The organism is Streptomyces sp. AM 4-1-1 (genome assembly GCF_029167625.1).
Lineage (GTDB): Bacteria > Actinomycetota > Actinomycetes > Streptomycetales > Streptomycetaceae > Streptomyces.
In genome coordinates this window covers 1,471,296-1,495,989 of the sequence record NZ_CP119145.1, presented here as the reverse complement: position 1 = coordinate 1,495,989, position 24,694 = coordinate 1,471,296, and the positions used below count along the sequence as shown (strand labels likewise).

Sequence of the window (24,694 nt, the reverse complement as noted above, 5' to 3'; positions counted from 1 at the left end):
TCACTTTGACGATGCCGATAGCGTCGATGTGACGCATTCCGGCCCGGACGATCGGGACCCCCGCGCACCCCCGCTGCCGCGCCCGGTGTGCGAGCATGAAGGAACAGGCAAGCGCTCGGCCCGGAATGAATCCGCGGCCCCGACGGTTGCACACGTCGGCAAGCAGTCCGTACAACCCGGGAGAGAAGCAGATGTCCGTATCGGACGAGACCACCACCGTGAGCGACGGCATCCTCCTGTCCGACGCCGCCGCCGCCAAGGTCAAGGGCCTGCTGGAGCAGGAGGGCCGTGACGACCTGGCGCTGCGCGTCGCCGTCCAGCCCGGCGGTTGCTCCGGCCTGCGCTACCAGCTCTTCTTCGACGAGCGCTCGCTCGACGGGGACGTCGTGAAGGACTTCGGTGGCGTCAAGGTCGTGACCGACCGCATGAGCGCCCCGTACCTCGGTGGCGCCTCCATCGACTTCGTCGACACCATCGAGAAGCAGGGCTTCACCATCGACAACCCGAACGCCACGGGTTCCTGCGCCTGTGGTGACTCCTTCAGCTGAGCACCGCGTCCTCGGCGGGGCCCGGCACCGGCCTCAAGGACCCGCGCGGACACGACAGCGGCGGCGGCCCCGGAACCCGGGGCCGCCGCCGCTGTCGTGTCCGCGCGCGGGCGCGGGCGAGGCGCGGCAGGGGCGGTCAGGCGAGCGGAACCGCGCTGCCCGACGCCGCGTCGACCACCTTCCGGTCACCGAGCGGGGCGTCCAGCGTCACCGGCCGGGTCAGCTGCTTCGCGATCATCACGCAGGCCCTCTTCGTCTGCGACGGGGACTTGGTGACCGTCACCCGTACCGTGTCGTCGTCCTCGACCGCGCTCGCCCGGTACGTGTCGCACACCCCGCCCCAGAACGTCACCGTCAGCGTCCGTCCCTCCACGCCGTACGACGTGACACGCGACTGCGGTGCGGCGGGGGAGGCCTTCGCGGGCGGCCCCGGCATCACCAGCGACGCCGGGTCCACCGCGACCTGTGCGATGGTGCTGCCCGGCCCGCCCGTGACCGGCCGGGTGGAGAACAGCCACGACGGCACGAGGACCCGCTGCCCGTTGGCGTACTGGGCGGACAGACCGAACACCGCCTTGTCGATCGTCACCGTCGTCGTGCCGGTCCGCGGTGCGCACGGTGTCCGGGGCGCCTTCAGGTCACTCGAATCCGGTACGGGAGTGGCGCAACCGCCGATCTCCACGTGCCCGCCCCTCCGGTCGCGCCCGTTCAGCTGCTTCAGCGCGTCGCCCGCGCTGATCACCGGATACTCGGCCCCCTTCGTCAGCCCCTTCAACTGTCCACTGCCGCCCACCACATCACCGCCGGGGCCCACCTGCACCCCGGTCGACCAGCCGTACGTGGGCAGCCCGTCCGCCTTCGGGTCGGCGTTCACCACCCGCACGCCGCCCATCAGCTGGCCCGCGTCGAGCGAGGCGTCACCCTGGCCGAGCGCCTTCAGCACGGGCGCGGCGACCGACTTCGCGGCCTGCTCGCTCACCGGGGTCCCGCCCAGCTCGCCACTCGAACACGTCGGCCCCTTGCGGCAGTTGTCCGTACCGCCCGAGCCGTGGCGGGCGAACGTCCAGGTGCCGGGCGCCTGTTGTCCCACCCGGAGGAACGGCCCGGAGCCGTCCCCACCCGACCCCACCGTCCAGTCCGTGCCCGAACGCACCGGAGTGCCCGCCACGTCCAGCGCCCTCGCCAGCCGGGCCACCTCGTCGGCCGACACGGTGCCCCGCGCGTGCCGTACGGCGGCCCGGCCGGGACCGTCCGGCAGCGGACCCGCCGCACGGTAGACCACCCCGCCGCCGGTGGGGTCCGGCTCACCGGGCGCGATGCCCCGCGAGGTGCCGTCCCCGGGGCCGTCCAGGACCAGTGCGGGAGGAGTGCCACCGGTGCCGGCGGCCGGGGTGGAGTCCGCGCTGTCACCACCACCGCCCGAGGCGGCGGCGGCCCAGTACGCCCCGCCGCCCCCGGCCAGCAGCACGGCCGCCGCCACCGAGGCCACGGCGAACGGCGAACGTCGCCTCCGGGTGCCGGTCACGTCGTTGTCGGATCGCTCGGTGCTCACGGGATCGCTCCTTCGACTGCGTTGTCGTCACGTGCCCATCTCCCCCTGGTACGGGGGACGGAGGTGGGACGGAGCGGCGGAGCGAGCGGTTCCCCCCCTGTCGAATCCGGCGGCTCACCGGCCCGGTGGGCCCCGGGGCCGCTCCGGTCCGGCACACCTGCCCCAGGCTCCTCACCCGTCTTCGGGGGAAAGTCCGGCTAACGGGTGGTTTCCTCCACTTCTGGACGCGACCCGTCAGCGGGTAGCGTGAACTGTCACGCCGTCCCGGAGCGAGCGGCCCTGTGCGGGCCGCTTCTCCGACTTCCGCAGGAGCAGCCTCCCGTGCGAATCGCAGTCACCGGTTCCATCGCCACCGACCACCTCATGACCTTCCCCGGCCGCTTCGCCGACCAACTGGTCGCGGAGCAGCTGCACACGGTCTCGCTCTCGTTCCTGGTCGACAATCTCGACGTGCGCCGGGGCGGTGTCGCCGCCAACATCTGCTTCGGCATGGGCCTGCTCGGCACCGCCCCGATCCTGGTCGGCGCCGCGGGCTCCGACTTCGACGAATACCGCGCCTGGCTCGACCGCCACGGCGTCGACACCGGTTCGGTCCGGATCTCCGAGGTCCTGCACACCGCCCGCTTCGTGTGCACGACGGACGCCGACCACAACCAGATCGGCTCCTTCTACACGGGCGCGATGAGCGAGGCGCGGCTGATCGAACTGAAGTCCGTCGCCGACCGCGTCGGCGGCCTGGACCTCGTGTCGGTCGGCGCGGACGACCCGGAGGCGATGCTCCGCCACACCGAGGAGTGCCGCTCCCGGGGCATCCCCTTCGCCGCCGACTTCTCGCAGCAGATCGCGCGGATGGACGGCGAGGAGATCCGTATCCTCCTCGACGGCGCCACCTATCTCTTCTCCAACGAGTACGAGAAGGGCCTCATCGAGTCGAAGACCGGCTGGAGCGACGAGGAGATCCTGGGCAAGGTCGGCCACCGCGTCACCACCCTCGGCGCCCGCGGCGTCCGCATCGAGCGGGTCGGCGAGGACCCCATCGAGGTGGGCTGCCCCGACGAGGAGGCGAAGGTCGACCCGACCGGCGTCGGTGACGCCTTCCGGGCCGGTTTCCTCTCCGGCCTCTCCTGGGGCGTCGGCCTGGAGCGGGCGGCGCAGGTCGGCTGCATGCTGGCCACGCTGGTCATCGAGACGCTCGGCACCCAGGAGTACACGATGCGCCGCACCCACTTCATGGACCGCTTCACCAAGGCGTACGGGGACGAGGCCGCCGACGAGGTCCGCACGCACCTCGTCTGACGGACCCGCCCGGCCCGTTCGGAACGGAAGAACCTGAGGGGTGTCCCGCCGGAGGTCGCGGGACACCCCTCAGCTGAGCCGGCGGACCACATGGGCCACGCCCCGGTCCGCCGGCCGCTCGCCGACGTACTCCTGCTCGCGCATCCAGCACCACGCCGGGATGTCGAGACCCGCCACCTCGTCGTCGGAGAGGACGGTCACCGTCCCGCCGACCGGCACGTCCCCGATCACCTTCGCCAGCTCGATGACCGGAACCGGACAGCGTTCCCCCAGCACGTCGATCACCAGCGAATCCGCCGTCGCGGACGTCTGCGTCCGCGGTACGGGAGCTCCCAGCGACTCCCGTACGCCCGCCACCAGCCCCGGCAGCGCATCGAGGAACCGGTCGACGTCCGCGTCGGAGGTACCGGTCGGCAGCGACACCCGCACATTGCCCTCGGACAGCACCCCCATCGCCCGCAGCACATGGCTCGGCGTCAGCGTGCCGCTCGTGCAGGACGAGCCGGACGACGCGGAGAACCCCGCCCGGTCGAGCGCGTGGAGCAGGGTCTCCCCGTCGGCATAGAGACAGGAGAAGGTCACCAGATGCGGCAGCCGCCGCACCGGATCACCGACCACCTCCACATCGGGCACCAACTCGGGCACCCGGGCCCGGACGCGGTCCACCAGCGCCCGCAGCCGTACGGCCTCCGCCGCGGCCTCGGCGCGTACCGCCCGCAGCGAGGCCGCCGCCGCCACGATCGCCGGAATGTTCTCGAAACCGGCCGCCCGCCCCGACTCGCGCTCGTCGGCCGGGCCTTGGGGCGCGAATCTGACGCCCTTGCGCACGACGAGCAGCCCCACCCCGGCGGGACCGCCCCACTTGTGGGCGCTCGCCGCCAGCAGCGACCAGGCGCCCGGCACCTGGGCCCACCCCAGCGACTGCGCCGCGTCCACCAGCAGCGGCACCCCCGCCGCGCGGCAGACCTCCGCTACCTCGGCCACCGGCTGTTCCGTGCCCACCTCGTGGTTGGCGGACTGGAGGCAGGCCAGCGCGGTGTCCTCGCGCAGCGCGTCTGTGTACCCCTCCGCCGTCACCGCGCCGGTCCGGCCGACCGCCACCTCGGAACGCGAGCCGCCGCGCGCCTCATGGGCCGCGACCGAGTGGAGTACGGACGAGTGTTCGACAGTCGAGGCCACCACATGGCCCCCGACACGCCGACGCGCCGCGAGGGCTCCGGAAATTCCGGAGTGCACCGCGGCGGTCCCCGACGAGGTGAACGCCAGCTCGTCGGGACGGCATCCGACCGCCTCGGCGGCCGCCTCCCGGGCCGCGTCGAGCAGCAGCCCGGCCCGCCGCCCCTCCCGGTAGAGCCGGGCCGGATCGGCCCAGCCCTCGTCCAACGAGGCAAGCAGCGCCTGACGGGCGACCGGATGCAGGGGAGCGGAGGAGGCGGCGTCGAAGTAGGGCACACGGTCACGCTAGCCCGCGGGCCTCCGCCGGTCCGCGCGGGCCGCCGGTCCGGCCGGAAGAGGAGGCGTCAGATGGCTCCAGCACACCCGGATTCCACCTCTTCGGTGGGTCGGGCGGCGCGTTGGGCACCCTCCCCGCGCGACCCCAAATAGCGTCCAGTAGGGTTTGGTCCGCATAAACATCCAAACCCCTGCCCGCGTCAGGGCCGGCGACCGACGTGTGAGACGGCCGCACCTACCGCGCGGGCGAGACTCTCGGGAAGGCGCTACGTGAGTCCCAACGGCTCCGACCGCTCGTCGCGGCGCCCGATGCGGCGGAAGCTGCCGCAGGTGCTGACTGCGGGCCTTATTCTTGCGACCGCCACCGGTTGCTCGTACAAGGACTTTCCCCGCCTTGGTATGCCCACACCGGTAACGGAAGAGGCTCCTCGCATCCTCTCCCTCTGGCAGGGCTCGTGGGCGGCAGCGCTCGCCACGGGCGTGCTGGTCTGGGGACTGATCATCTGGAGCGTCATCTTCCACCGGCGTAGCCGGACCAAGGTGGAGGTACCTCCGCAGACCCGGTACAACATGCCCATCGAGGCGTTGTACACCGTGGTCCCCCTCATCATCGTCTCGGTGCTCTTCTACTTCACCGCCCGCGACGAGTCGAAGCTCCTCGAACTCTCCCCGAAGACCACCCACACCATCAACGTGGTGGGCTTCCAGTGGAGCTGGGGCTTCAACTACATCGAGGACGTGGACGGGGACCCCGCCACCGGGTCCGAGAACTCCAAGGAGATCGGGGCCATCCCGGACAGGCTCCAGAAGGACTTCCCCAAGGGAGCCGAAGGTGTGTACGACATCGGTGTCCCCGGCACCCGTAACCCGCAGAACGGCAACCCGGGCCCGACCCTGTGGCTGCCGAAGGGCGAGAGGGTTCGTTTCGTCCTGACCTCGCGTGACGTCATCCACTCCTTCTGGGTGGTGCCGTTCCTCATGAAGCAGGACGTCATTCCGGGCCACACCAACTCCTTCGAGGTGACTCCGAGCATGGAGGGCACCTACATGGGCAAGTGCGCCGAGCTCTGCGGCGTCGACCACTCCCGGATGCTCTTCAACGTCAAGATCGTCTCCCCGGAGCGCTACCAGGCGCACCTCAAGGAGCTGGCGAAGAAGGGCCAGACGGGCTATGTGCCGGCCGGTATCGCGCAGACGGACCCGGCCAGGAATGCGGAGACGAACAAACTGTGAGCATCCTCAACGAACCTCAGGGTGCCGCGGCAGCAGACGACTCGTACGAGGACCAGCTGCCGGTCCGGCGCAAGCAGCCGGGAAGCGTCGTCATCAAGTGGTTGACCACCACTGACCACAAGACGATCGGCACGATGTACCTGGTCACGTCGTTCGCGTTCTTCTGCATCGGCGGTCTGATGGCGCTCTTCATGCGCGCCGAGCTCGCCAGGCCCGGCACGCAGATCATGTCGAACGAGCAGTTCAACCAGGCGTTCACGATGCACGGCACGATCATGCTGCTGATGTTCGCGACGCCGTTGTTCGCCGGGTTCGCGAACTGGATCATGCCGCTCCAGATCGGCGCGCCCGACGTGGCGTTCCCTCGGCTGAACATGTTCGCGTACTGGCTGTACCTCTTCGGCTCGCTGATCGCGGTGGCCGGGTTCATCACCCCGCAGGGCGCCGCCGACTTCGGCTGGTTCGCCTACTCCCCGCTGTCGGACGCGGTCCGTTCGCCGGGCGTCGGCGCGGACATGTGGATCATGGGTCTGGCCTTCTCCGGCTTCGGTACGATCCTCGGTTCGGTCAACTTCATCACCACGATCATCTGCATGCGCGCACCCGGAATGACGATGTTCCGCATGCCGATCTTCGTGTGGAACGTCCTGCTGACCGGTGTGCTGGTCCTGCTCGCCTTCCCGGTGCTCGCCGCTGCGCTCTTCGCGCTGGAGGCGGATCGGAAATTCGGGGCACATATCTTCGACGCCTCCAACGGCGGCGCACTGCTCTGGCAACACCTCTTCTGGTTCTTCGGCCATCCAGAGGTGTACATCATCGCCCTGCCCTTCTTCGGGATCATTTCCGAAGTGATCCCGGTGTTCAGCCGCAAGCCGATGTTCGGCTACATCGGCCTGGTGGCCGCGACCATCTCCATCGCCGGTCTCTCGGTGACGGTGTGGGCGCACCACATGTACGTCACCGGCGGGGTGCTGCTGCCGTTCTTCTCGTTCATGACGTTCCTCATCGCGGTGCCCACCGGGGTGAAGTTCTTCAACTGGATCGGCACGATGTGGAAGGGCTCGTTGTCCTTCGAGACACCGATGCTCTGGGCCGTCGGCTTCCTGATCACCTTCACCTTCGGTGGTCTGACCGGTGTCATCCTGGCCTCGCCGCCGATGGACTTCCACGTCTCGGACTCGTACTTCGTGGTCGCGCACTTCCACTACGTCGTCTTCGGCACCGTGGTCTTCGCGATGTTCTCCGGCTTCCACTTCTGGTGGCCGAAGTTCACCGGCAAGATGCTGGACGAACGCCTGGGCAAGATCACCTTCTGGACGCTGTTCATCGGTTTCCACGGCACGTTCCTGGTCCAGCACTGGCTCGGCGCCGAGGGAATGCCGCGTCGGTACGCGGACTACCTGGCCGCCGACGGATTCACCGCGCTGAACACGATCTCGACGATCTCCTCGTTCCTGCTCGGACTGTCGATCCTGCCGTTCTTCTACAACGTGTGGAAGACCGCCAAGTACGGCAAGAAGATCGAGGTCGACGACCCGTGGGGCTACGGCCGTTCGCTCGAATGGGCGACGTCCTGCCCGCCGCCCCGGCACAACTTCATCACCCTGCCGCGCATCCGCTCCGAATCCCCGGCGTTCGATCTGCACCACCCGGAGATCACCGCGCTCGAACAGTTGGGACACGCCGAGGACGAGAAGGCGCTCGTCGGCGGCAAGGAGGTCGGCAAGTGAAGCTCCAGGGAAAGATGTTCCTCTGGCTGAGCGTCTTCCTGCTCGCCGTCGCCGTCACCTACGGCGTCTGGTCGAAGGAGCCGGTCGGCACCACCGCCCTCACCCTCGCCTTCGGCCTGAGTGTCATGATCGGCTTCTACCTGGCCTTCACGGCCCGGCGGATCGACGTCATGGCCCAGGACAACAAGGAGGCCGACGTCGCGGACGAGGCCGGCGAGGTGGGGTTCTTCTCCCCGCACAGCTGGCAGCCGCTCTCACTGGCCCTCGGTGGCGCCTTCGCCTTCATGGGCGTGGCCTTCGGCTGGTGGCTGCTGTACTTCTCGGCCCCGCTCCTGCTGATCGGGCTGTTCGGCTGGGTCTTCGAGTACTACCGCGGTGAGAACCGCACCCAGTGACAGCACGGTCCATATGACCCGGCGGCACCTCGGCGAGGGGCCCGGACATCTCCGACACGAGATGTCCGGGCCCCTCACGCCGCTCCCGGCCCTCGTTTGCAGTCGTTGAACGCGCTGGATCGGATGAATCTTCTTAGCGTGGGTTCATGAACCACACGCCGCGCACCCGAAACGCAGTGAGCTGCACCCTGCTCGTCGTGACTCTGGTCGCGGCAGCCACCGCCTGCGGAGGCCCCGACGGCCATCCGCTCGCCGCCCAGCCGTACGACGCCGCCGACCAGATCACCTTCAACGGTTCGGTGGACAAGGGAAGGGCCGACGCCGACAAACCCCTCGAAGTCACCGCGGAGAGCGGCGAGGGGCGCATCACGGACGTGACGGCCATGGACACCGAGGGCCGACACCTGGCGGGCGAACTCACCGCGGACGGGATGCGCTGGCACTCCACGGCCCCGCTCGCGGCCGGCACCCGCTACACCGTCGCGGTCAGCACCGAGGACAGCGACGGCGCCCCGGGCCGGCGCACCGTCTCCTTCGAGACCGGCACGTCGAAGAAGCTGCTGAAGATCGCCTTCGGCCCGCAGGCCGGCACCTACGGCGTCGGGCAGCCCGTCACGGCCGAACTCAGTGTCCCGGTCACCGATCCGGCCGCCCGGGCCACCATCGAACGCGGACTGAAGGTGCGCTCGACGCCCGCCGCCACCGGTTCCTGGTACTGGGTCGACGACAAGACCCTGCACTACCGCCCCCAGGAGTACTGGCCCGCCAAGGCCACCATCGAGGTCCGCAGCAACCTGACGGGCATAAAACTGACCGACAGCCTCTACGGGGCCCCCGCGAAGCCGCTGAGACTGACCACCGGCGACCGCATAGAAGCCGTCACCGACGCGGCCGACCACACCATGACGGTCAAACGGAACGGGGAAGTGATCAACACCATGCCGGTGACCACCGGCAAGCCCGGGTTCTCCACCCGTAACGGCGTCAAGGTGGTCCTCGGCAAGGAGCGGTACGTACGGATGCGCGGCGAGAGCATCGGCATCGCCGCCGGTTCGGCCGACTCGTACGACCTGCCGGTCTACTTCGCCACCCGTGTCACCTGGAGCGGCGAGTACGTCCACGCCGCCCCCTGGTCCACCGGCTCGCAGGGCAGCGCCAACGTCAGCCACGGCTGCACGGGCATGAGCACCAGCGACGCCGAATGGTTCTTCGACACCGTGCGCGAGGGCGACATCGTCGAGGTCGTCGGGAGCGAGGGCGACACGATGACCCCCTTCGACAACGGCTACGGGGACTGGAACCTGTCGTGGGACAAGTGGCAGCAGGGCAGCGCCCTGCTGAACAACACCACCGACGGCGCCCGCACCGTCCAGGCGGCGCGACTGCGCCCCGGGGTCTGACCGGCCCCGGGAGCGCGCCGCCGCTCACCGGGACCACGAGCGGGAGGACCGGCCGAGCCGCACGGAGGGCTCAGGACGCCGTCACGCCTCCACGGAGAGCCTGGCACGCAGCAGGGCGGCCAGGGTGTCCGCGAACTCCACCGGCTCGACAGGGAGCGTCACAGCGGCGTCCGCACGGCTCCAGGTGGCGAGCCAGGCGTCCTGGGGGCGTCCCATGAGGAGCAACACGGGCGGGCAGCGAAAAACTTCGTCCTTGATCTGACGGCAGACACCCATACCGCCGATCGGGGCCGTCTCGCCGTCCAGCACGCAGACGTCGATCCCCCCGTTGTCGAGGGCCGTGAGGACGGCCGGCAGGGTGGCGCACTCCAGGAACCTCACAGGGGGCACGTCCGCCGCGGGCCTGCGCCCGGCAGCCAGCCTCACCTGCTCACGGGTGTTGGCGTCGTCGCTGTAGACCAGGACCGTGGCGGTCGGCTGCATTGTTCCTCCGTGACATCTGTGTCTTCGGGGCTTTCAGGGCATGAACCGATGGGCGGATCGTACTCCGCCCGACAGCCTGTCAGTACCGGTAAGGACACCGATTCGATGGGCCGTTCGGGGAGGACACACCCCGCTGACACACCGAACAGCACCCCCCGGAGTGAGGGCGGGATAAGCGACCGACATAATGTCGGTCGTGGCGACAGCAACGACAGTAGAAACCGGGCACGCGCACCCGTCGGTCAATCGACCGAACCTCACCAGCGTCGGAACCATCATCTGGTTGAGTTCCGAGCTGATGTTCTTCGCGGCCCTCTTCGCGATGTACTTCACCCTGCGATCGGTGACGGGACCCGAGCACTGGAAGGAAATGGCGTCCAGCCTGAACCTTCCGTTCTCGGCCACGAACACCACGATCCTGGTGCTCTCTTCCCTCACCTGCCAGCTCGGCGTCTTCGCCGCGGAGCGGGGCGACGTGAAGAAGCTCCGTACCTGGTTCGTGATCACCTTCGTGATGGGTGCGATCTTCATCGGAGGCCAGGTCTTCGAGTACACCGAGCTGGTGAAGAAGGACGGCCTCTCGCTGTCCTCCGACCCCTACGGCTCGGCGTTCTACCTGACCACAGGCTTCCACGGTCTGCATGTGACAGGCGGTCTCATCGCCTTCCTGCTCGTCCTGGGCAGGACATACGCGGCCAAGAGATTCACCCACGAACAGGCCACCGCAGCCATCGTCGTGTCCTACTACTGGCACTTCGTCGATGTCGTGTGGATCGGCCTCTTCGCCACGATCTACCTGATCAAGTAACCGGGCTCGCACCCGACACCCATCCAGCATCGACGCAGAAGATCCTGACACCGGGGTAATCCGTGAAAAAGCTCTCCGCACGACGACGCCATCCTCTGGCGGCCGTCGTCGTACTACTCCTCGCGCTGGCGGCCACTGGGGGGCTGTACGCCGCGTTTGCGCCTGCGGGTAAGGCGCAGGCCGACGACACCGCCCAGTCCCTCGCCATCGAGGAGGGCAAGAAGCTCTACTCCGTCGGTTGCGCCAGCTGCCACGGAACCGGCGGTCAGGGCACCACCGACGGGCCACTCCTGGTCGGCGTGGGCTCGGCCGCCGTCGACTTCCAGGTCGGTACGGGCCGCATGCCCGCGCAGCAGCCGGGCGCCCAGGTACCGAAGAAGAAGGTCATCTACACGCAGCCCGAGATCGACCAGCTCGCGGCGTACGTCGCGTCGCTCGGCGCCGGTCCGATCACGCCGACCGACAAGCAGGTCAGCCCCGAGGGCGCGGACATCGCCAAGGGCGGTGAGCTGTTCCGCACCAACTGCGCCCAGTGCCACAACTTCACCGGCAAGGGCGGCGCGCTGACGCACGGCAAGTACGCCCCGAGCCTGGAAGGCGTCTCCCCGAAGCACCTCTACGAGGCCATGCAGACCGGCCCGCAGAGCATGCCCTCCTTCCCCGACACGACGATGCCGGAGAAGGAGAAGAAGGACATCATCGCGTACGTCCAGACGGTGAACGGTTCGGACACCGCGAGCCCCGGGGGCCTGTCCCTGGGCGGCCTCGGTCCCGTCAGCGAGGGTCTTTTCGGCTGGATCTTCGGGCTGGGTGGACTGATCGCAGTTGCCGTCTGGGTCGCGGCCCACACCGCTAAGGCCAAGAAGTCATGAGTAGCCAAGAGAATCCAGAAGAGAACCTGCCCGCTGAGCAGGACCCCGCGCACGGCGCGGTAGAGGGCGCGGGCGATCCGTTCGCCGACCCGGGGCTGCCGGCCCACCAGCCGCGCATCCAGGACATCGACGAACGGGCCGCGAAGCGGTCCGAGCGCACGGTCGCGCTCCTGTTCACGCTGTCCATGCTGGCGACGGTCGGCTTCATCGCCTCCTACGTCATCTTCCCGGTCGACAAGATCGTGTTCATCTGGCCGTTCGGCCACGTGAGCGCGCTCAACTTCTCGCTCGGGCTGACCCTGGGCGTGGCGCTCTTCGCGATCGGCGCCGGAGCCGTCCACTGGGCGCGCACCCTGATGTCCGACGTGGAAGTGGCCGACGAGCGGCACCCGATCGCGGCCGAGCCCGAGGTCAGGTCCAAGGTCCTCGCCGACTTCAAGGCCGGCGCCGAGGAGTCCGCCTTCGGCCGCCGCAAGCTGATCCGGAACACCATGTTCGGCGCGCTGGCCCTGGTGCCGCTCTCCGGTGTGGTGCTGCTGCGCGACCTCGGTCCGCTGCCGGAGAAGAAGCTCCGCTCCACCCTGTGGGCGAAGGGCAAGCAGCTCGTCAACATGAACACGATGCAGCCGCTGCGCCCCGAGGACGTCGCCGTCGGTTCGCTGACCTTCGCCATGCCCGAGGGCCTGGAGGAGGACGCGCACGACTTCCAGACGCAGATCGCCAAGGCCGCACTGATGATCGTCCGCATCGAGCCGGAGAACATCAAGGACAAGCGTGAGCGCGAGTGGGCCCACGAGGGAATCGTGGCCTTCTCGAAGATCTGCACCCACGTCGGCTGCCCGATCAGCCTGTACGAGCAGCAGACGCACCACGTGCTCTGCCCGTGCCACCAGTCCACCTTCGACCTCTCCGACGGCGCCCGCGTCATCTTCGGTCCGGCCGGCCACGCCCTTCCGCAGCTGCGGATCGGTGTGAACAGCGAGGGCAACCTCGAGGCGCTCGGGGACTTCGAAGAGCCCGTCGGTCCTGCCTTCTGGGAGCGCGGATGAGTACTGCGACATCGAACACGCCCGCCGCGGACGCGGCGGACAACCGCAAGGCACCCGCCGGTGAGCGGGTTGCCGACTGGGCGGACGGGCGGCTCGGGATCTACTCCCTGGCCAAGTCCAACATGCGCAAGATCTTCCCGGACCACTGGTCCTTCATGCTGGGCGAGATCTGCCTCTACAGCTTCATCATCATCATCCTCACGGGTGTGTATCTGACGCTGTTCTTCCACCCCAGCATGAACGAGGTCGTGTACCACGGCCCGTACGAGCCCATGCAGGGCATCCGGATGTCCGAGGCGTACGCGTCGACGCTGAACATCAGCTTCGACGTCCGCGGTGGTCTGCTGGTCCGGCAGATCCACCACTGGGCCGCGGTCATCTTCCTCGCCGGCATGTTCGTGCACATGATGCGCGTCTTCTTCACCGGCGCGTTCCGCAAGCCGCGTGAGATCAACTGGCTGTTCGGCTTCCTGCTGTTCGTCCTCGGCATGTTCACCGGTTTCACCGGCTACTCGCTCCCGGACGACCTGCTCTCGGGCACCGGTGTCCGCTTCACCCAGGGCGCGATCCTGTCGGTGCCGATCGTCGGCACCTACATCTCGATGTTCCTGTTCGGCGGGGAGTTCCCGGGCGGCGACTTCATCGCCCGGTTCTACTCGATCCACATCCTGCTGCTGCCGGGCATCATGCTCGGGCTGCTGGTGGCGCACCTGATCCTGGTCTTCTACCACAAGCACACGCAGTTCGCGGGCCCCGGCCGTACGAACAAGAACGTCGTCGGCATGCCGCTGCTCCCGGTGTACATGGCCAAGGCCGGCGGCTTCTTCTTCCTGGTCTTCGGCTTCATCGCGATCATCGCGGCGATCGCCTCGATCAACCCGATCTGGGGGATCGGCCCCTACCGGCCGGACCAGGTGTCGACGGGCGCCCAGCCGGACTGGTACATGGGCTTCGCCGAGGGCTTCGTCCGTGTGATGCCGGGCTGGGAGATCAACCTCTGGGGCCACACGCTGGTCCTGGGCGTGTTCATCCCGCTGGTGATCTTCGGTGTGGTGCTGGGAGCGCTCGCGCTCTGGCCGTTCATCGAGTCCTGGATCACCGGGGACAAGCGCGAGCACCACATCCTGGACCGTCCGCGCAACGCTCCGACCCGCACCTCGCTCGGTGTGGCCTGGGTGACGATCTACTTCGTCATGCTGATCGGTGGCGGCAACGACATCTGGGCGACCCACTTCCATCTGTCGATCAACGCGATCACCTGGTTCGTCCGGGTCGCCTTCTTCGTCGGACCGGTGCTCGCCTTCGTCGCCACCCGGCGGATCTGCCTCGGTCTTCAGCGTCGCGACCGGGAGAAGGTGCTGCACGGACGTGAGTCCGGCATCATCAAGCGCCTGCCGCACGGTGAGTTCGTCGAGATCCACGAGCCGCTCAGCCCGGGGCAGCTGCACACGCTCACCGCGCACGAGCAGTACACGCCCGAGGAGATCGGCGCGATCGTCGACGAGAACGGTGTCGAGCGCAAGGCGTCGTCGGTCCGCAAGCTCCGGGTCAGGCTCAGCAAGAGCCTGTACGGCGAGGACGCGCAGATCCCCAAGCCCACCACCGAGGAGTACAAGGAGATCACCAGCGGCCACGGTCACCACTGATCGCTTGAACTGAACGCCACAGCCGGAGCCCCGTCCATTCGCTGGACGGGGCTCTTCGCTGTCCCGGACGCTGGATAGGGTGGGGGCCGATCCTTCTATCGGCTGTGGACCCCCAGGAGCGGACCATGAACGTTGTGACCCCGGTCGGCGGCGACAGCGTGGCGGCCCGGTCCTGGCCCGGCGTGCTGAACCCCCTGCTGCGCGGCGAGGACCTGAGCGCGGACGACACCGCGTGGGCGATGAACCGCATCATGAGCGGCGAGGCGACGGACGCGCAGATCGCCGGCTTCGCCGTCGCGCTGCGCGCCAAGGGAGAGACCGTCGGCGAGGTCTCGGGACTCGTCAGGGCGATGTACGAGCACGCCCACACCATCGAAGTGCCGGGCCGGACGGTCGACATCGTCGGTACCGGCGGCGACCTGGCCAAGACGGTCAACATCTCCACGATGTCCGCGATCGTCGTCGCGGGCACCGGCGCCAAGGTCGTCAAGCACGGCAACCGCGCCTCGTCGTCGGCGAGCGGTGCCTCCGACGTCCTGGAGAAGCTCGGCGTCAACCTCGAACTGACGCCGCGGCGCGTCGTCGAGGTCGCCGAGGAGGCCGGCATCACCTTCTGCTTCGCGGTGAAGTTCCACCCCGCCCTGAGACACGCGGCCAAGGCCCGCAGGGAGCTGGGCGCGCAGACCACCTTCAACATCCTGGGACCGCTCACCAACCCGGCCCGGGTGCGGTCCCAGGCCATCGGGGTGGCCGATCTGCGGATGGCGCCCATCGTCGCGGGCGTCCTCGCCGAGCGCGGCAACTCCGCGCTGGTCTTCCGGGGCGACGACGGTCTCGACGAGCTGACCACCACCGCCACCTCCCGGGTCTGGACCGTCCGGGACGGCGCGGTGCGCGAGGAGCCGTTCGACCCGCGTGACGTCGGTCTGGCACTGGTACCGGTGGAGTCGCTGCGCGGCGCCGACGCCTCGTACAACGCCGATGTGGCCCGTCGGGTGCTGGCGGGCGAGAAGGGCCCGGTGCGGGACGCGGTGCTGCTCAACACGGCGGCGGCGCTGGTGGCGCTGGACCCGGCCGGGGGCACCCTGAACGAACAGCTCGCCGCCGGGATCGCGCGGGCCGCCGACTCCATCGACACCGGGGCGGCCGAACGGACGCTGGAGCGGTGGGTGGCGGCCAGCAACGCCTGACCGGCACCGGCTTGATCTCGACGAGGCGCGGTTCGAATCCTGGACCGCGCCTTGCGCATGTCCCCATGTGTGGCAAGATGCTGCGCAGGTCATGAGTGACAGCGACTACGGCCCCGGCCCGCTGTCCGGCAACCCTCCGTCCGTGGCGGGGTGCCCCGGGTGAAGACCAGGCCGCAGGCAGCGAGGTCTGCGGCAAGCGCGGACCCCTCGAAGCCTTGGGGTCCTGGTCCTCAGGGAGCCTCTTGTGAGCACGCGAATGCGCTAGGGCCATCGGCCCTCCTCCGCGCACTTTTCTTCCTTTCTCTCTTCCTCCCGCGCTGCCGCGTATCCGCCGGCGCGAGGAATTCGCCTGCCTGTTACGGGAGTTCGCCATGTCTGTCCCCACCGTTGCCGCCGACCGGTCCATTTGCGCCCCGCTGCCCGTTCTGGGACGTGATGTCACCGTTCCGCTCGTCACCGGGGGCGAGGCCGGTTACGCCGCACTCGACTACGCGGCCAGCGCGCCGGCCCTCCAGCGGGTGTGGGACGACATCGCCGCGTACGCCCCGTACTACGGCAGTGTCCACCGGGGTGCCGGATACCTCTCCCAGCTGTCCACCGACCTCTTCGAGAACAGCCGCCGAACGGTCGCCGACTTCCTCGGCTGCCGGCCGGAGGGCGACCAGGTGGTCTTCACCCGGTCGACCACCGACTCGCTCAATCTGCTCGCCGCGGTACTGCCCGCCGGCTGCGAGGTCTTCGTCTTCGAGACCGAGCACCACGCGTCCCTGCTGCCCTGGCGCGATGCCCGCGTGACCTACCTCGACGCCCCCCGTACCCCGGCCCAGGCCGTCGAGACGCTGGAGCGGGCACTCGCCGGCCGCGACCCCTACGGGCCCGCGCTGGTCTGCGTCACCGGCGCCTCCAACGTCACCGGTGAGCTGTGGCCGGTGCGGGAACTGGCCGCCGCGGCCCACGCGCACGGCGCCCGGATCGTGCTGGACGCCGCGCAGCTCGCGCCGCACCACCCGGTGGACATCGCGGAACTGGACGTCGACTGGATCGCCTTCTCCGGACACAAGCTGTACGCGCCGTTCGGTTCCGGAGTGCTCGCGGGCCGCGCCGACTGGCTGAGGGACGCCGAGCCGTACCTCGCGGGCGGCGGAGCCTCGCGCCAGGTCGCCCGGCGCGCCGACGGCGGGGTGGACGTCGAGTGGCACACCACCGCCGCCCGCCACGAGGCCGGTTCGCCCAATGTCATCGGCGTCTACGCCATCGCCTCCGCCTGCCAGGCCCTCACCGAGGCCGGCTTCGAGGGGCTGGTCGCCCGTGAGCAGGCGCTCATCGCCGAGGTCCGCGCGGGCCTCGCGGAGGTCCCCGAGGTCAGGGTGCTCTCGCTGTTCGGCGACGACGCCCCCCGGGTCGGCGTCATCTCCTTCGTCGTCGAGGGATGGAACAGCTCGCACTTCGCCGCCGCGCTCTCCGCGGAGTACGGCATCGGGGTGCGCGACGGTCTGTTCTGCGCGCACCCGCTGGTCCGCACCCTGCTCGGCAGCGACGCCCAGGACCCGGGCGAGTGCGGAGCGCCGGAGGGGGAGCCGGGGGAGCGGTCGCTGAACGCGATCCGGGTGAGCTTCGGCGCCGGCACGCCCGAGGAGCACGTGCGGCGCTTCGTCCGCGCGGTGCGGGAGCTGGTGCGTGACGGTGCCCAGTGGAAGTACCGCACCGAGGGCGGCCGCTGCGTCCCCGACCGGGGAACCGCGCAGCTCTGACCCTGCGGCCGGGGATGACGAACCGGCCGGGGCGGGCGGCGACCCGCTCCCGGCCGGGCGTCACCGACAGCCGGTGCACGGCGGTCCGGTGTACGGACAGTCCGGTGTACGGCGGTCCGTTGTACCGACAGTCGTCAGGCGTCGAGCCCGATGGCGAACGCCGCTTCCAGGTCGTGCTGGGAGTACGTACGGAACGCGACATGCGTGTCCGTGGCCTCGACCCCCGGTACCTTGCTGATCCGGCCGGGGATGATGTCCGCCAGATCGTCGTGCGCGGACACGCGGACGATGGCGATCAGGTCGTACGTACCGGTGACCGAGAAGACTTCGCTGACACTGTCCAGCGCGGCGATCGATTCGGCGATCTCGGGAATCCGGTCCACGCTGGTCTTGATGAGCACGATCGCGGTGATCACGGCTGGCTTTCTCCCTCGGTGGCCGTGGCTGGAGTCCTCACTCTAGCCCCACGCCGGAAACGCCCCCACGCGTAGAGGAAGCCGAGGCCGAAGCCCACCACGTGCGCGAGATAGGCCACCCCGGGACCGCTGCCCGCGCCCCGCGCCGCCAGCCACTGGAGAGCGAACCAGAAGACGAGCACGATCCAGGCGGGAAAGCGCAGCGGCAGGAAGAAGAGGAACGGGAAGAGACTGGTCACCCGGGCCCTGGGGAACAGACAGAGGAACGCGCCGAGCACCGCGGAGATCGCACCGGACGCGCCCACCAGGGTCTGGTCGGAACCGGCGTGCGCCGCCGCGTAGGCGACCAGTGCGAGACAGCCGCTGCCGAGGTAGAAGAGGGCGAACTCGACGTGCCCCATGCGCTCCTCGGTCATCGCCCCGAAGACGTACAGAAAGAGCATGTTGCCGAGCAGGTGCAGCCAGCTCCCGTGCACGAAGAGGGCGGTCAGCGGGGTGAGCGCCGCATGGACCGATCCGTCCCACAGCTCGCCGGGGATCACGCCCCAGCGCTCGAAGTACGCGGTCTGCTCGGCGAGGAGGGCTTCGGTCCGTCCGGAGGAGTTGAAGCCGGAGAGCGGGCTGATCAGGAAGACCAGGCCGCACAGCCCGATCAGGCCGTCGGTGACGGGGGGCCCGCCGGTGGACACCGCGCGTCGCAGTCTGCTGGCCACGCCCCGTCGCCGCTCGGTCATGTCCCAGAGCATGACGCACGGTGGGAGACCCGGACAGAGCGCCTCGCCGTGTTCATGGGTATGCGCGAGGCCGTAGGGTTACGGGGAGGACATCCGCAGTTCGACGGCGCACCGCGGGATACCGATGAGGCGACACATTCGTATGCCGAACGACGGACGACGAAAGAGGACGCAACGATGACGACGGTCCCCCTGCCGACCGATGCTACTCGCTGGCGCTGCACGCTCTGTGGAAATCTCACCCGCTTCGACGTGACCCGGTCGTCCAAGGTCGTGGAATACGTCCATCTGGACCTGGCGGGGAAGTCGAACGTCGAGGAGCGCGAGGTGGTCAGTGAGACCATCGAGTCGGTCCGTTGCCGTTGGTGCAACGCGCTGGATCAGATCGAACTGGTCGACAGGCCGGGTGCCGGCTCCTGACGGAGTCGTGCGCGGACGTATCACGTGATGGGGTGACGGATGGTGGAGCAGCCCGCTAGCGGCGCCGAGTCGGCCGATTCGGCCGACGACGCCGTCGAGGCGCTCGACCGCCCGCTGCCCGAGGGCGTACGGCGGCGGGTCGTCGCGCTGGTCTCGGACGCGTTCGGCGCGCTCACCGTCGGTGAACTCCCGGCGCAGCTGAGACAGTACGCGCGATTCACGCCGAGCAGGCGTGCGAAGTTCGCCGGGAACGCGATGGCGGCGGCGCTGGAGGGCGACGCGGTGTTCCGCCGCCGGATCGGCGAACGGCTGGCGCTGGCCCAGCCCGAGCTGGCGGCGGCGCTGGAGGCCGGTGCGCCGCCGGCCGCCGCCGACCCCCTCGACGTGGCCGCCGCGGCCTATGTGCTGCGGCCGGTCGGCTGGGTGAAGCTGGTGGCCGCGGCGGGCGAGGAGGCCCAGCGGGCCGACGCGGAGCGGATCGACGAGGAGAACCGGCGCGAACTGGAGCGGCTGCGCGAGGAGCTGGGCCAGATCAGGTCGCAGGCGAGGTCCGACACCGAGCGGTTGCGCGCGGAACTCGACGCGGCCCGCAAGGAGACGGACTCGCTCCACCGCAAACTCCGCAGCGCCCTCAGCGACGTGAAGCGGGGCGAGGCCGCGCTGCGGCGCCACCGGGCCGAGACCGAGACCGCACGGGCCGAGGCCGCCGCCCAGCTCTCGGCGGCCGAGAGCGAGTCCCGGCGGCTCAAGGCACGGCTCGGCGAGGCGGAGGCGTCCGTGGAGGCGGGCCGAAGGGCCGCCAGGGAAGGGCGCTCGGTCGAGGACATGCGGCTGCGGCTGCTCCTCGACACGGTGCTCGACGCGGCGCGCGGGCTGCGCAGGGAACTGGCGCTGCCGCCGTCCTCGATCCGTCCCGCCGACAGTGTGGACGCGGTCGAGCCGAGCCGGATGTCGCCCAAGGACATCGCCGCCAGGGCACTTTCGGACACCGATCCGGCGCTGCTCGACCAGTTGTTGGCACTGCCTCAGGCGCATCTGATCGTGGACGGTTACAACGTCACCAAGACCGGCTATCCGCAGATGCCGCTGGAGAAGCAGCGGTTGCGGCTGCTGGGGGGTCTCTCGGTGCTCGCCGCGCAGACCGGCGCGGAGATGACCTGTGTGTTCGACGGGGCGGAGCTGGCCGTGCCGGTACTGCTGGCGCCGCCGCGCGGGGTACGGGTGCTGTTCAGCAAGGCGGGGGTGACCGCCGATGAGCTGATCAGACAGCTGGCGCGGGCCGAGCCGCCCGGCCGGCCGGTCGTCGTGGTCTCCACCGACCGTGAGGTGGCCGACGGGGTGGCGAAGGCGGGGGCCAGGCCCGTTGCGTCCGCCTTGCTCCTCAAGCGGCTTTCGCGCGTCTAGTCGCACTTGTGCGACATGCCGGAGTTATTCGTACGTACTGTCAAGTCGTGCCTACAGCCAGTGCGATGTAAGTAAAGAAGTGCCGTTCGGGTGTAGATTTTTGCTGCGAGGATTTGAACTGATCACAAGATGGTCACTAGGGTCAGGGCTCGAACCTTCGCACGGTTGATCACCCACCCGGGGTGACGGCGGAGGCACCGCCGAGTCCGTGACGTGTACGGAGCCGGGGATCTCTCTCCCCACCCCGGTAGGCGGCTCGAGGAAGAAGGAGCTCGCCTTCGTGGCGTCCCACCGTCGTCCCAAGCAGCCGAGCCGCATTCGTGTGACCGTGCTCACCGCAACCGCCGCCGCGGCCGTCGCCCTCACCTCCCAGGCTGCTCACGCCGATCCGAAGCCGACCAAGAGCGAGGCCAAGGCCGAGGTCGACAAGCTCTACCACGAGGCGGAAGCCGCCACCGAGCAGTACACCGGGGCCAAGGAGCAGCAGAAGAAGCTGGAGAAGCAGGTCGGCGCGCTCCAGGACAAGGTCGCCCGTGGTCAGGACGAGCTCAACGCACTGCGCGGCGGCCTCGGTTCACTGGCCAGCGCGCAGTACCGCTCCGGCGGCATCGACCCGTCCGTGCAGCTCTTCCTCGCCTCGGACCCGGACACCTTCCTCGACAAGGCTTCGGCCCTCGACCAGCTGACCGCCAAGCAGACCGAGGCGCTGGCCAAGATCCAGGCGAAGCAGCGCACCCTGGCGCAGCAGCGCAAGGAGGCCCAGGACAAGCTGGGCGACCTCGCGGACGTCCGCAAGACGCTCGGTGAGAAGAAGAAGAAGTTCCAGGGCAAGCTCGCCGAGGCGCAACGCCTCCTCAACACCTTCACGGTCGCCGAGCGTGAGCAGATGCGCAAGGACGACGTGCGCGCCAGCCGCGACGCGGGCGAACGCGTCGAACTGGGCAACGAGGCCCCGGCCTCGGCCCGTGGCGCCAACGCTCTCGCCGCCGCCGCCACCCAGGTGGGCAAGCCGTACTTCCGCGGCGGTACGGGACCCAGCTCGTTCGACTGCTCGGGGTTGACGCAGTGGGCCTACGCCCAGGCGGGCGTGAACATCTCCCGCGTCACGTACACCCAGATCAACGACGGCACGCGGATCGGGCGCAGCGCGCTCAAGCCGGGCGATCTCGTCTTCTTCAACAACACCTCCCACGTGGGCCTGTACGCGGGCAACAACACGGTCCTGCACGCCCCGAAGCCGGGTGCTTTCGTCCGCTACGAGTCGATGGGCTACCTCGGTAGCTTCCAGTTCGGCGTACGTATCTGATACCCCTCGAACGAGGGAATTCACACACGTTTTTGCTGACGTCTCGCCCCGCCGGAGACCAGAGGTCACCCGGCGGGGCGCCGCCGTCCTCCGCGTGGGTCGCCCGCCTCCGTGCCCGACGCCCGGCGTGGTCCCTGGCCGCGCCGTGGTCGCCCGCCGCTGTCCGCCTGCTCCGGCCGTGAGGGCTGTCGTTACCCTCGGCAGGGTGGCAGGTCAGCGATGCGGTGCGGACGAGGGGCGACGACGGTCGGGCGGCCCACGACGGGCGGCGGCCCGGCGCGCGGTGGGTGTGGCACTCGTCGTACTGCTGCCGCTCGTGGGCTGCTCGTCCGCGCCCTCCGTGCCGGACTCCTCCCGGGGCTCCGCGACCGCCCGGGACATCCGCACCGTCCTCGACCGCCGCGCCGCCGCCGTGCTGGACCACGACCCGGCGGGCTATCTCGCCGCCGTCGATCCCCGGGACGCGGCGCTGCGGGCCGCGCAGAGCAGGGAGCTGCGGAACCTGGCGGACGTGCCGCTGAGTTCGTGGACGTACCGGGTGCGGTCGGTGCGTGAGCGCGGTGCCGGACGGGCCACCGCGGACGTCGAACTGCGCTACCGGATCGACGGTTACGACAACGCCCCGGTCACCTCGGACCGCCGACTGGACCTGGAGCGGGACGAGCCGGCCGGGCGCTGGTACATCGCGGCCGACCGGCCGGGCGGGGACGGCGGCCGGGAGCTGTGGCAGCAGGGCGACGTCCAGGTCGTGCGGGGCAGCCGCAGTCTGGTGCTCGGCGTCGGCCGCGAGCCCGCGGAGCTGCGCCGGATCGCCGACACCACGGACCGGGCGGTACCGGCCGTCTCGGCGGCCTGGCCGCGCACATGGGCGCGCCGGGTGGTGGTGCTGGTGCCGGACTCGGTGGAGGACATGGCCGAGCTGCTGGGGTCGCCCGCCGCGAACTACCGGGGCATAGCGGCGGTCACCACCGGGGAGACGGGCGGTGACCGGGCGAAGGCCCCGGCGGACCGGGTGATCGTGAACCCGCAGGCGTACGCGCTGCTCGGTTCCGTCGGACAGCGGGTCGTCCTCACCCACGAGACCACCCATGTCGCCACCCGCGCCGACACCTCGGCGGCCACCCCCCTGTGGCTCTCGGAGGGCTTCGCCGACTGGGCGGCCTACCGCGACGAGCACGGCACGGATGCGGAGATCGCCCCCGAACTGGCCGACGCCGTCCGGCGCGGCGACCTCCCCGCCACGCTCCCCACCGACGAGGACTTCGGGTTCGCCGGTGACGCGGACCGGCTCGCGAGGGCCTACGAGGGCGGCCGGCTGGCCTGCGCGCTGATCGCGGACCGGTGGGGCGAGGAGAAGCTGATCGCCTTCTACAAGGCCGTGGGGGCGGGTCAGGAGCGGGACGGGGCGGTGGAGCGGGCGACGCACGAGGTGCTGGCCACGACCCCGCAGGACCTCACGGCGCGCTGGCGGGAGTATCTGCGCGACCGGCTGACCGCCTGAGGGGTCCGGCGTCGCGCTCGTCCGGCTCGGCGCGGCCGGCCGCTTCCGTACGCCCGCCGGTCCCGGTACGTCCGCCGGTCCCGGTACGTCCGCCGGTCCCGGTACGATCATCCGTCTTCGCGTGGCCGTCCGTCTTCGCGCGGTCGTGCGCCGGTTCCGTACCCTCATCGGCCGTCCCCGCGCGGCCGTCGGCGGCCCCGAGTGCCGGGAGGGTCTGCCGCCACAGCCGCCGGGCAGCGATCAGGCACGCCGCCACCAGCAGACCGTTGCGCACGAACAGCAGGGTCACGCCCGTCGCGTCGCTCGTCACCACATGGACGAAGCCGAGCGGGAACTCCAGCTGGGTGACGCCCGTGGCGATCAGCACCAGTCCGGCAGGCAGGCCCATTCGGCTGTGCCGGGAGACCAGCGCGACCGCCGCCAGCGCGACCAGCCACAGCATGTACTGGGGGCTGAGCACCCGGCTCGTGGTGGTGAACAGCAGCACCGCCGTGAACGCCGCGTCCGCCGGGGTGCCCGGTGTGAACGTACGGGCCAGCAACCGCCACATCAGCAGCCAGCCGAAGGCCAGCACCGAGAGCCCCAGGGCGATCCCGCTCACCAGCGGCACGTACGGACCGAGGAATTCGATCGAGCCGTAATTCAGCTCCACCCGCCCCTGCCAGCCGAACTGCCGCGCCACGTGGAAGACCAGCGCGCCCAGCGACTCGACCTCGGTGCCCCGGTCGCGCTGGAAGCCGAGGAACGCCAGCGCGCCCGGGGCCGACACCAGGCACGCCACGAGCAGCGCCACCGAGGTCACCACCGCCGCCGTCCACGACCGGCGCGTCACCCGCCCGCGCGGCGTCCCCACCAGCAGCAGGAGCGGCCACACCTTCAGCATCGCGCCGAAGGCGGCCAGCGCGCCCATCACCCGCGGCCTGCGTACCCCGGCGAGGAGCGCCGCGACCGCGACCGCCGCCACCATCAGGTCGTACCGGGCGTACGAGGTCGTGCCGAGCAGCGGCACCCCCGCCACCCACACCCAGACGCCCGCCGAGCGCCCCCGCCGGGCCGCGGGCCGCAGCAGACCGAGCACCAGCGCGTCGCAGAGCAGGACGAGCACGAAGAACGCCGAGGTGTAGTCGAGGAACGGCAGCAGCCCGGGGGAGAGCACGGCCAGCGCGGCGACCGGCGGGTACTGCCAGGTGATGTCGTGCAGCGGGTAGGTGCCGGACCGCAGCACCTCGGACCAGCCGTGGTAGATCGCCGAGACGTCGCTCGTGACGTCGGGGCCGGGCACCGTGACCACCTTGAACACGCAGAGCAACAGCGCGGTGCGGGTGAGGGCCCACACCGCGACCGGTGCGAGCGTCGACCTGGTGCCGCGTGCTGCCGCCATCACTGCGTTCCGTTCCTCGTGCCGGTGGTGACGACCTCGCCCAGGTCAGGGAGGGGAGCAAGGTCGTAAGAGGAGCCATCATGCCCGGCGGGACCGTGCGGGGGCGACGCGGCGTGGCTGTTCGGTA

Annotated in this window: 22 protein-coding genes and 1 riboswitch; of the genes, 16 read left to right on the top strand and 6 right to left on the bottom strand. The window is 69.9% G+C overall.

Features of this window, described 5'->3' with window-relative positions; all coding sequences use genetic code 11:
• Positions 1 to 191 precede the first annotated feature (191 nt).
• On the top strand, positions 192 to 548 hold the full coding sequence (locus PZB75_RS06215) for an iron-sulfur cluster assembly accessory protein (protein ID WP_107018256.1): 357 nt from the start codon (positions 192 to 194) through the stop codon (positions 546 to 548).
• A 136-nt stretch (positions 549 to 684) separates the two neighbouring features.
• On the opposite strand, the gene PZB75_RS06210 is transcribed toward PZB75_RS06215, so the two are convergent.
• Positions 685 to 2,100 carry a hypothetical protein gene (locus PZB75_RS06210; protein WP_275534280.1) on the bottom strand — a complete coding sequence of 472 codons (1,416 nt, stop codon included), beginning with the start codon at positions 2,098 to 2,100 and terminating at the stop codon, positions 685 to 687.
• A gap of 321 nt (positions 2,101 to 2,421) precedes the next feature.
• Between PZB75_RS06210 and PZB75_RS06205 the strand changes: the two genes are divergently transcribed.
• A complete protein-coding gene (locus PZB75_RS06205) occupies positions 2,422 to 3,396 on the top strand; it encodes a carbohydrate kinase family protein (protein ID WP_275534279.1) in 975 nt (324 codons plus the stop codon).
• A 69-nt stretch (positions 3,397 to 3,465) separates the two neighbouring features.
• Here PZB75_RS06205 and PZB75_RS06200 read toward each other — a convergent pair whose 3' ends face one another.
• The gene (locus PZB75_RS06200) at positions 3,466 to 4,848 is read right to left on the bottom strand and encodes a cysteine desulfurase/sulfurtransferase TusA family protein (RefSeq protein ID WP_275534278.1); all 1,383 of its coding nucleotides are present in this window, start codon (positions 4,846 to 4,848) and stop codon (positions 3,466 to 3,468) included.
• Positions 4,849 to 5,118: 270 nt separating this feature from the next.
• Between PZB75_RS06200 and coxB the strand changes: the two genes are divergently transcribed.
• The 4 genes from coxB (at position 5,119) to PZB75_RS06180 (ending at position 9,606) form a co-directional block, all read left to right on the top strand.
• Entirely contained in the window at positions 5,119 to 6,081 is a 963-nt protein-coding gene (gene coxB, locus PZB75_RS06195) for a cytochrome c oxidase subunit II (RefSeq protein ID WP_275534277.1), read from the top strand.
• On the top strand, positions 6,078 to 7,811 hold the full coding sequence (ctaD, locus tag PZB75_RS06190) for a cytochrome c oxidase subunit I (protein WP_275534276.1): 1,734 nt from the start codon (positions 6,078 to 6,080) through the stop codon (positions 7,809 to 7,811). The genes coxB and ctaD overlap by 4 nt, the downstream gene beginning before the upstream one ends.
• Complete coding sequence (locus tag PZB75_RS06185) at positions 7,808 to 8,206, top strand: cytochrome c oxidase subunit 4 (protein WP_275534275.1); 399 nt, start codon at positions 7,808 to 7,810, stop codon at positions 8,204 to 8,206. Before ctaD ends, PZB75_RS06185 begins: the two co-directional genes overlap by 4 nt.
• A 146-nt stretch (positions 8,207 to 8,352) precedes the next feature.
• Positions 8,353 to 9,606 carry an Ig-like domain-containing protein gene (locus PZB75_RS06180; protein WP_275534274.1) on the top strand — a complete coding sequence of 418 codons (1,254 nt, stop codon included), beginning with the start codon at positions 8,353 to 8,355 and terminating at the stop codon, positions 9,604 to 9,606.
• An 81-nt stretch (positions 9,607 to 9,687) separates the two neighbouring features.
• Here the strand turns inward: PZB75_RS06180 and PZB75_RS06175 are convergent, their stop codons facing one another.
• Complete coding sequence (locus PZB75_RS06175; RefSeq protein ID WP_275534273.1) at positions 9,688 to 10,089, bottom strand: hypothetical protein; 402 nt, start codon at positions 10,087 to 10,089, stop codon at positions 9,688 to 9,690.
• A 187-nt stretch (positions 10,090 to 10,276) separates the two neighbouring features.
• Here PZB75_RS06175 and PZB75_RS06170 point away from each other — a divergent pair, with 187 nt between their 5' ends.
• The 6 genes from PZB75_RS06170 to PZB75_RS06145 all read left to right on the top strand — a co-directional run bounded on the left by PZB75_RS06170 (position 10,277) and on the right by PZB75_RS06145 (position 17,405).
• Positions 10,277 to 10,897 (top strand): heme-copper oxidase subunit III, encoded by a 621-nt coding sequence (locus PZB75_RS06170; protein WP_275534272.1) that lies wholly within the window; start codon positions 10,277 to 10,279, stop codon positions 10,895 to 10,897.
• A 62-nt stretch (positions 10,898 to 10,959) separates the two neighbouring features.
• Positions 10,960 to 11,769: a c-type cytochrome gene (locus PZB75_RS06165; protein WP_275534271.1), complete on the top strand. Its 810-nt coding sequence runs from the start codon at positions 10,960 to 10,962 to the stop codon at positions 11,767 to 11,769.
• On the top strand, positions 11,766 to 12,818 hold the full coding sequence (locus tag PZB75_RS06160) for a Rieske 2Fe-2S domain-containing protein (RefSeq protein WP_275534270.1): 1,053 nt from the start codon (positions 11,766 to 11,768) through the stop codon (positions 12,816 to 12,818). The genes PZB75_RS06165 and PZB75_RS06160 overlap by 4 nt, the downstream gene beginning before the upstream one ends.
• Positions 12,815 to 14,464 carry a cytochrome bc complex cytochrome b subunit gene (locus PZB75_RS06155; protein ID WP_275534269.1) on the top strand — a complete coding sequence of 550 codons (1,650 nt, stop codon included), beginning with the start codon at positions 12,815 to 12,817 and terminating at the stop codon, positions 14,462 to 14,464. The genes PZB75_RS06160 and PZB75_RS06155 overlap by 4 nt, the downstream gene beginning before the upstream one ends.
• Positions 14,465 to 14,589: 125 nt before the next feature.
• Positions 14,590 to 15,654 (top strand): anthranilate phosphoribosyltransferase, encoded by a 1,065-nt coding sequence (gene trpD, locus PZB75_RS06150; protein ID WP_275534268.1) that lies wholly within the window; start codon positions 14,590 to 14,592, stop codon positions 15,652 to 15,654.
• A gap of 87 nt (positions 15,655 to 15,741) precedes the next feature.
• Positions 15,742 to 15,859, top strand: a riboswitch (SAM riboswitch).
• 166 nt (positions 15,860 to 16,025) lie between these two features.
• Entirely contained in the window at positions 16,026 to 17,405 is a 1,380-nt protein-coding gene (locus PZB75_RS06145; RefSeq protein WP_275534267.1) for an aminotransferase class V-fold PLP-dependent enzyme, read from the top strand.
• Between the two features lie 134 nt (positions 17,406 to 17,539).
• Here the strand turns inward: PZB75_RS06145 and PZB75_RS06140 are convergent, their stop codons facing one another.
• Together PZB75_RS06140 and PZB75_RS06135 are read right to left on the bottom strand one after the other, a co-directional pair.
• Entirely contained in the window at positions 17,540 to 17,821 is a 282-nt protein-coding gene (locus tag PZB75_RS06140; protein WP_275534266.1) for an Lrp/AsnC ligand binding domain-containing protein, read from the bottom strand.
• Complete coding sequence (locus tag PZB75_RS06135) at positions 17,818 to 18,555, bottom strand: rhomboid family intramembrane serine protease (protein ID WP_275534265.1); 738 nt, start codon at positions 18,553 to 18,555, stop codon at positions 17,818 to 17,820. Before PZB75_RS06135 ends, PZB75_RS06140 begins: the two co-directional genes overlap by 4 nt.
• Before the next feature lie 177 nt (positions 18,556 to 18,732).
• On the opposite strand from PZB75_RS06135, the gene PZB75_RS06130 reads away from it, so the two are divergent.
• The 4 genes from PZB75_RS06130 to PZB75_RS06115 all read left to right on the top strand — a co-directional run bounded on the left by PZB75_RS06130 (position 18,733) and on the right by PZB75_RS06115 (position 23,186).
• Positions 18,733 to 18,975, top strand: coding sequence for a hypothetical protein (locus PZB75_RS06130; protein ID WP_275534264.1), 243 nt, complete (start codon positions 18,733 to 18,735; stop codon positions 18,973 to 18,975).
• Between the two features lie 42 nt (positions 18,976 to 19,017).
• A complete protein-coding gene (locus PZB75_RS06125; RefSeq protein WP_275538611.1) occupies positions 19,018 to 20,379 on the top strand; it encodes an NYN domain-containing protein in 1,362 nt (453 codons plus the stop codon).
• A 280-nt stretch (positions 20,380 to 20,659) separates the two neighbouring features.
• Positions 20,660 to 21,685, top strand: a complete 1,026-nt coding sequence (locus tag PZB75_RS06120; RefSeq protein ID WP_275534263.1) for an NlpC/P60 family protein — start codon at positions 20,660 to 20,662, stop codon at positions 21,683 to 21,685.
• Between the two features lie 307 nt (positions 21,686 to 21,992).
• Entirely contained in the window at positions 21,993 to 23,186 is a 1,194-nt protein-coding gene (locus tag PZB75_RS06115; RefSeq protein WP_275538610.1) for a hypothetical protein, read from the top strand.
• On the opposite strand, the gene PZB75_RS06110 is transcribed toward PZB75_RS06115, so the two are convergent.
• The gene (locus PZB75_RS06110; protein WP_275534262.1) at positions 23,140 to 24,567 is read right to left on the bottom strand and encodes a glycosyltransferase family 87 protein; all 1,428 of its coding nucleotides are present in this window, start codon (positions 24,565 to 24,567) and stop codon (positions 23,140 to 23,142) included. The two genes, PZB75_RS06115 and PZB75_RS06110, sit on opposite strands and share 47 nt — an antisense overlap.
• Between the last annotated feature and the right edge of the window lie 127 nt (positions 24,568 to 24,694).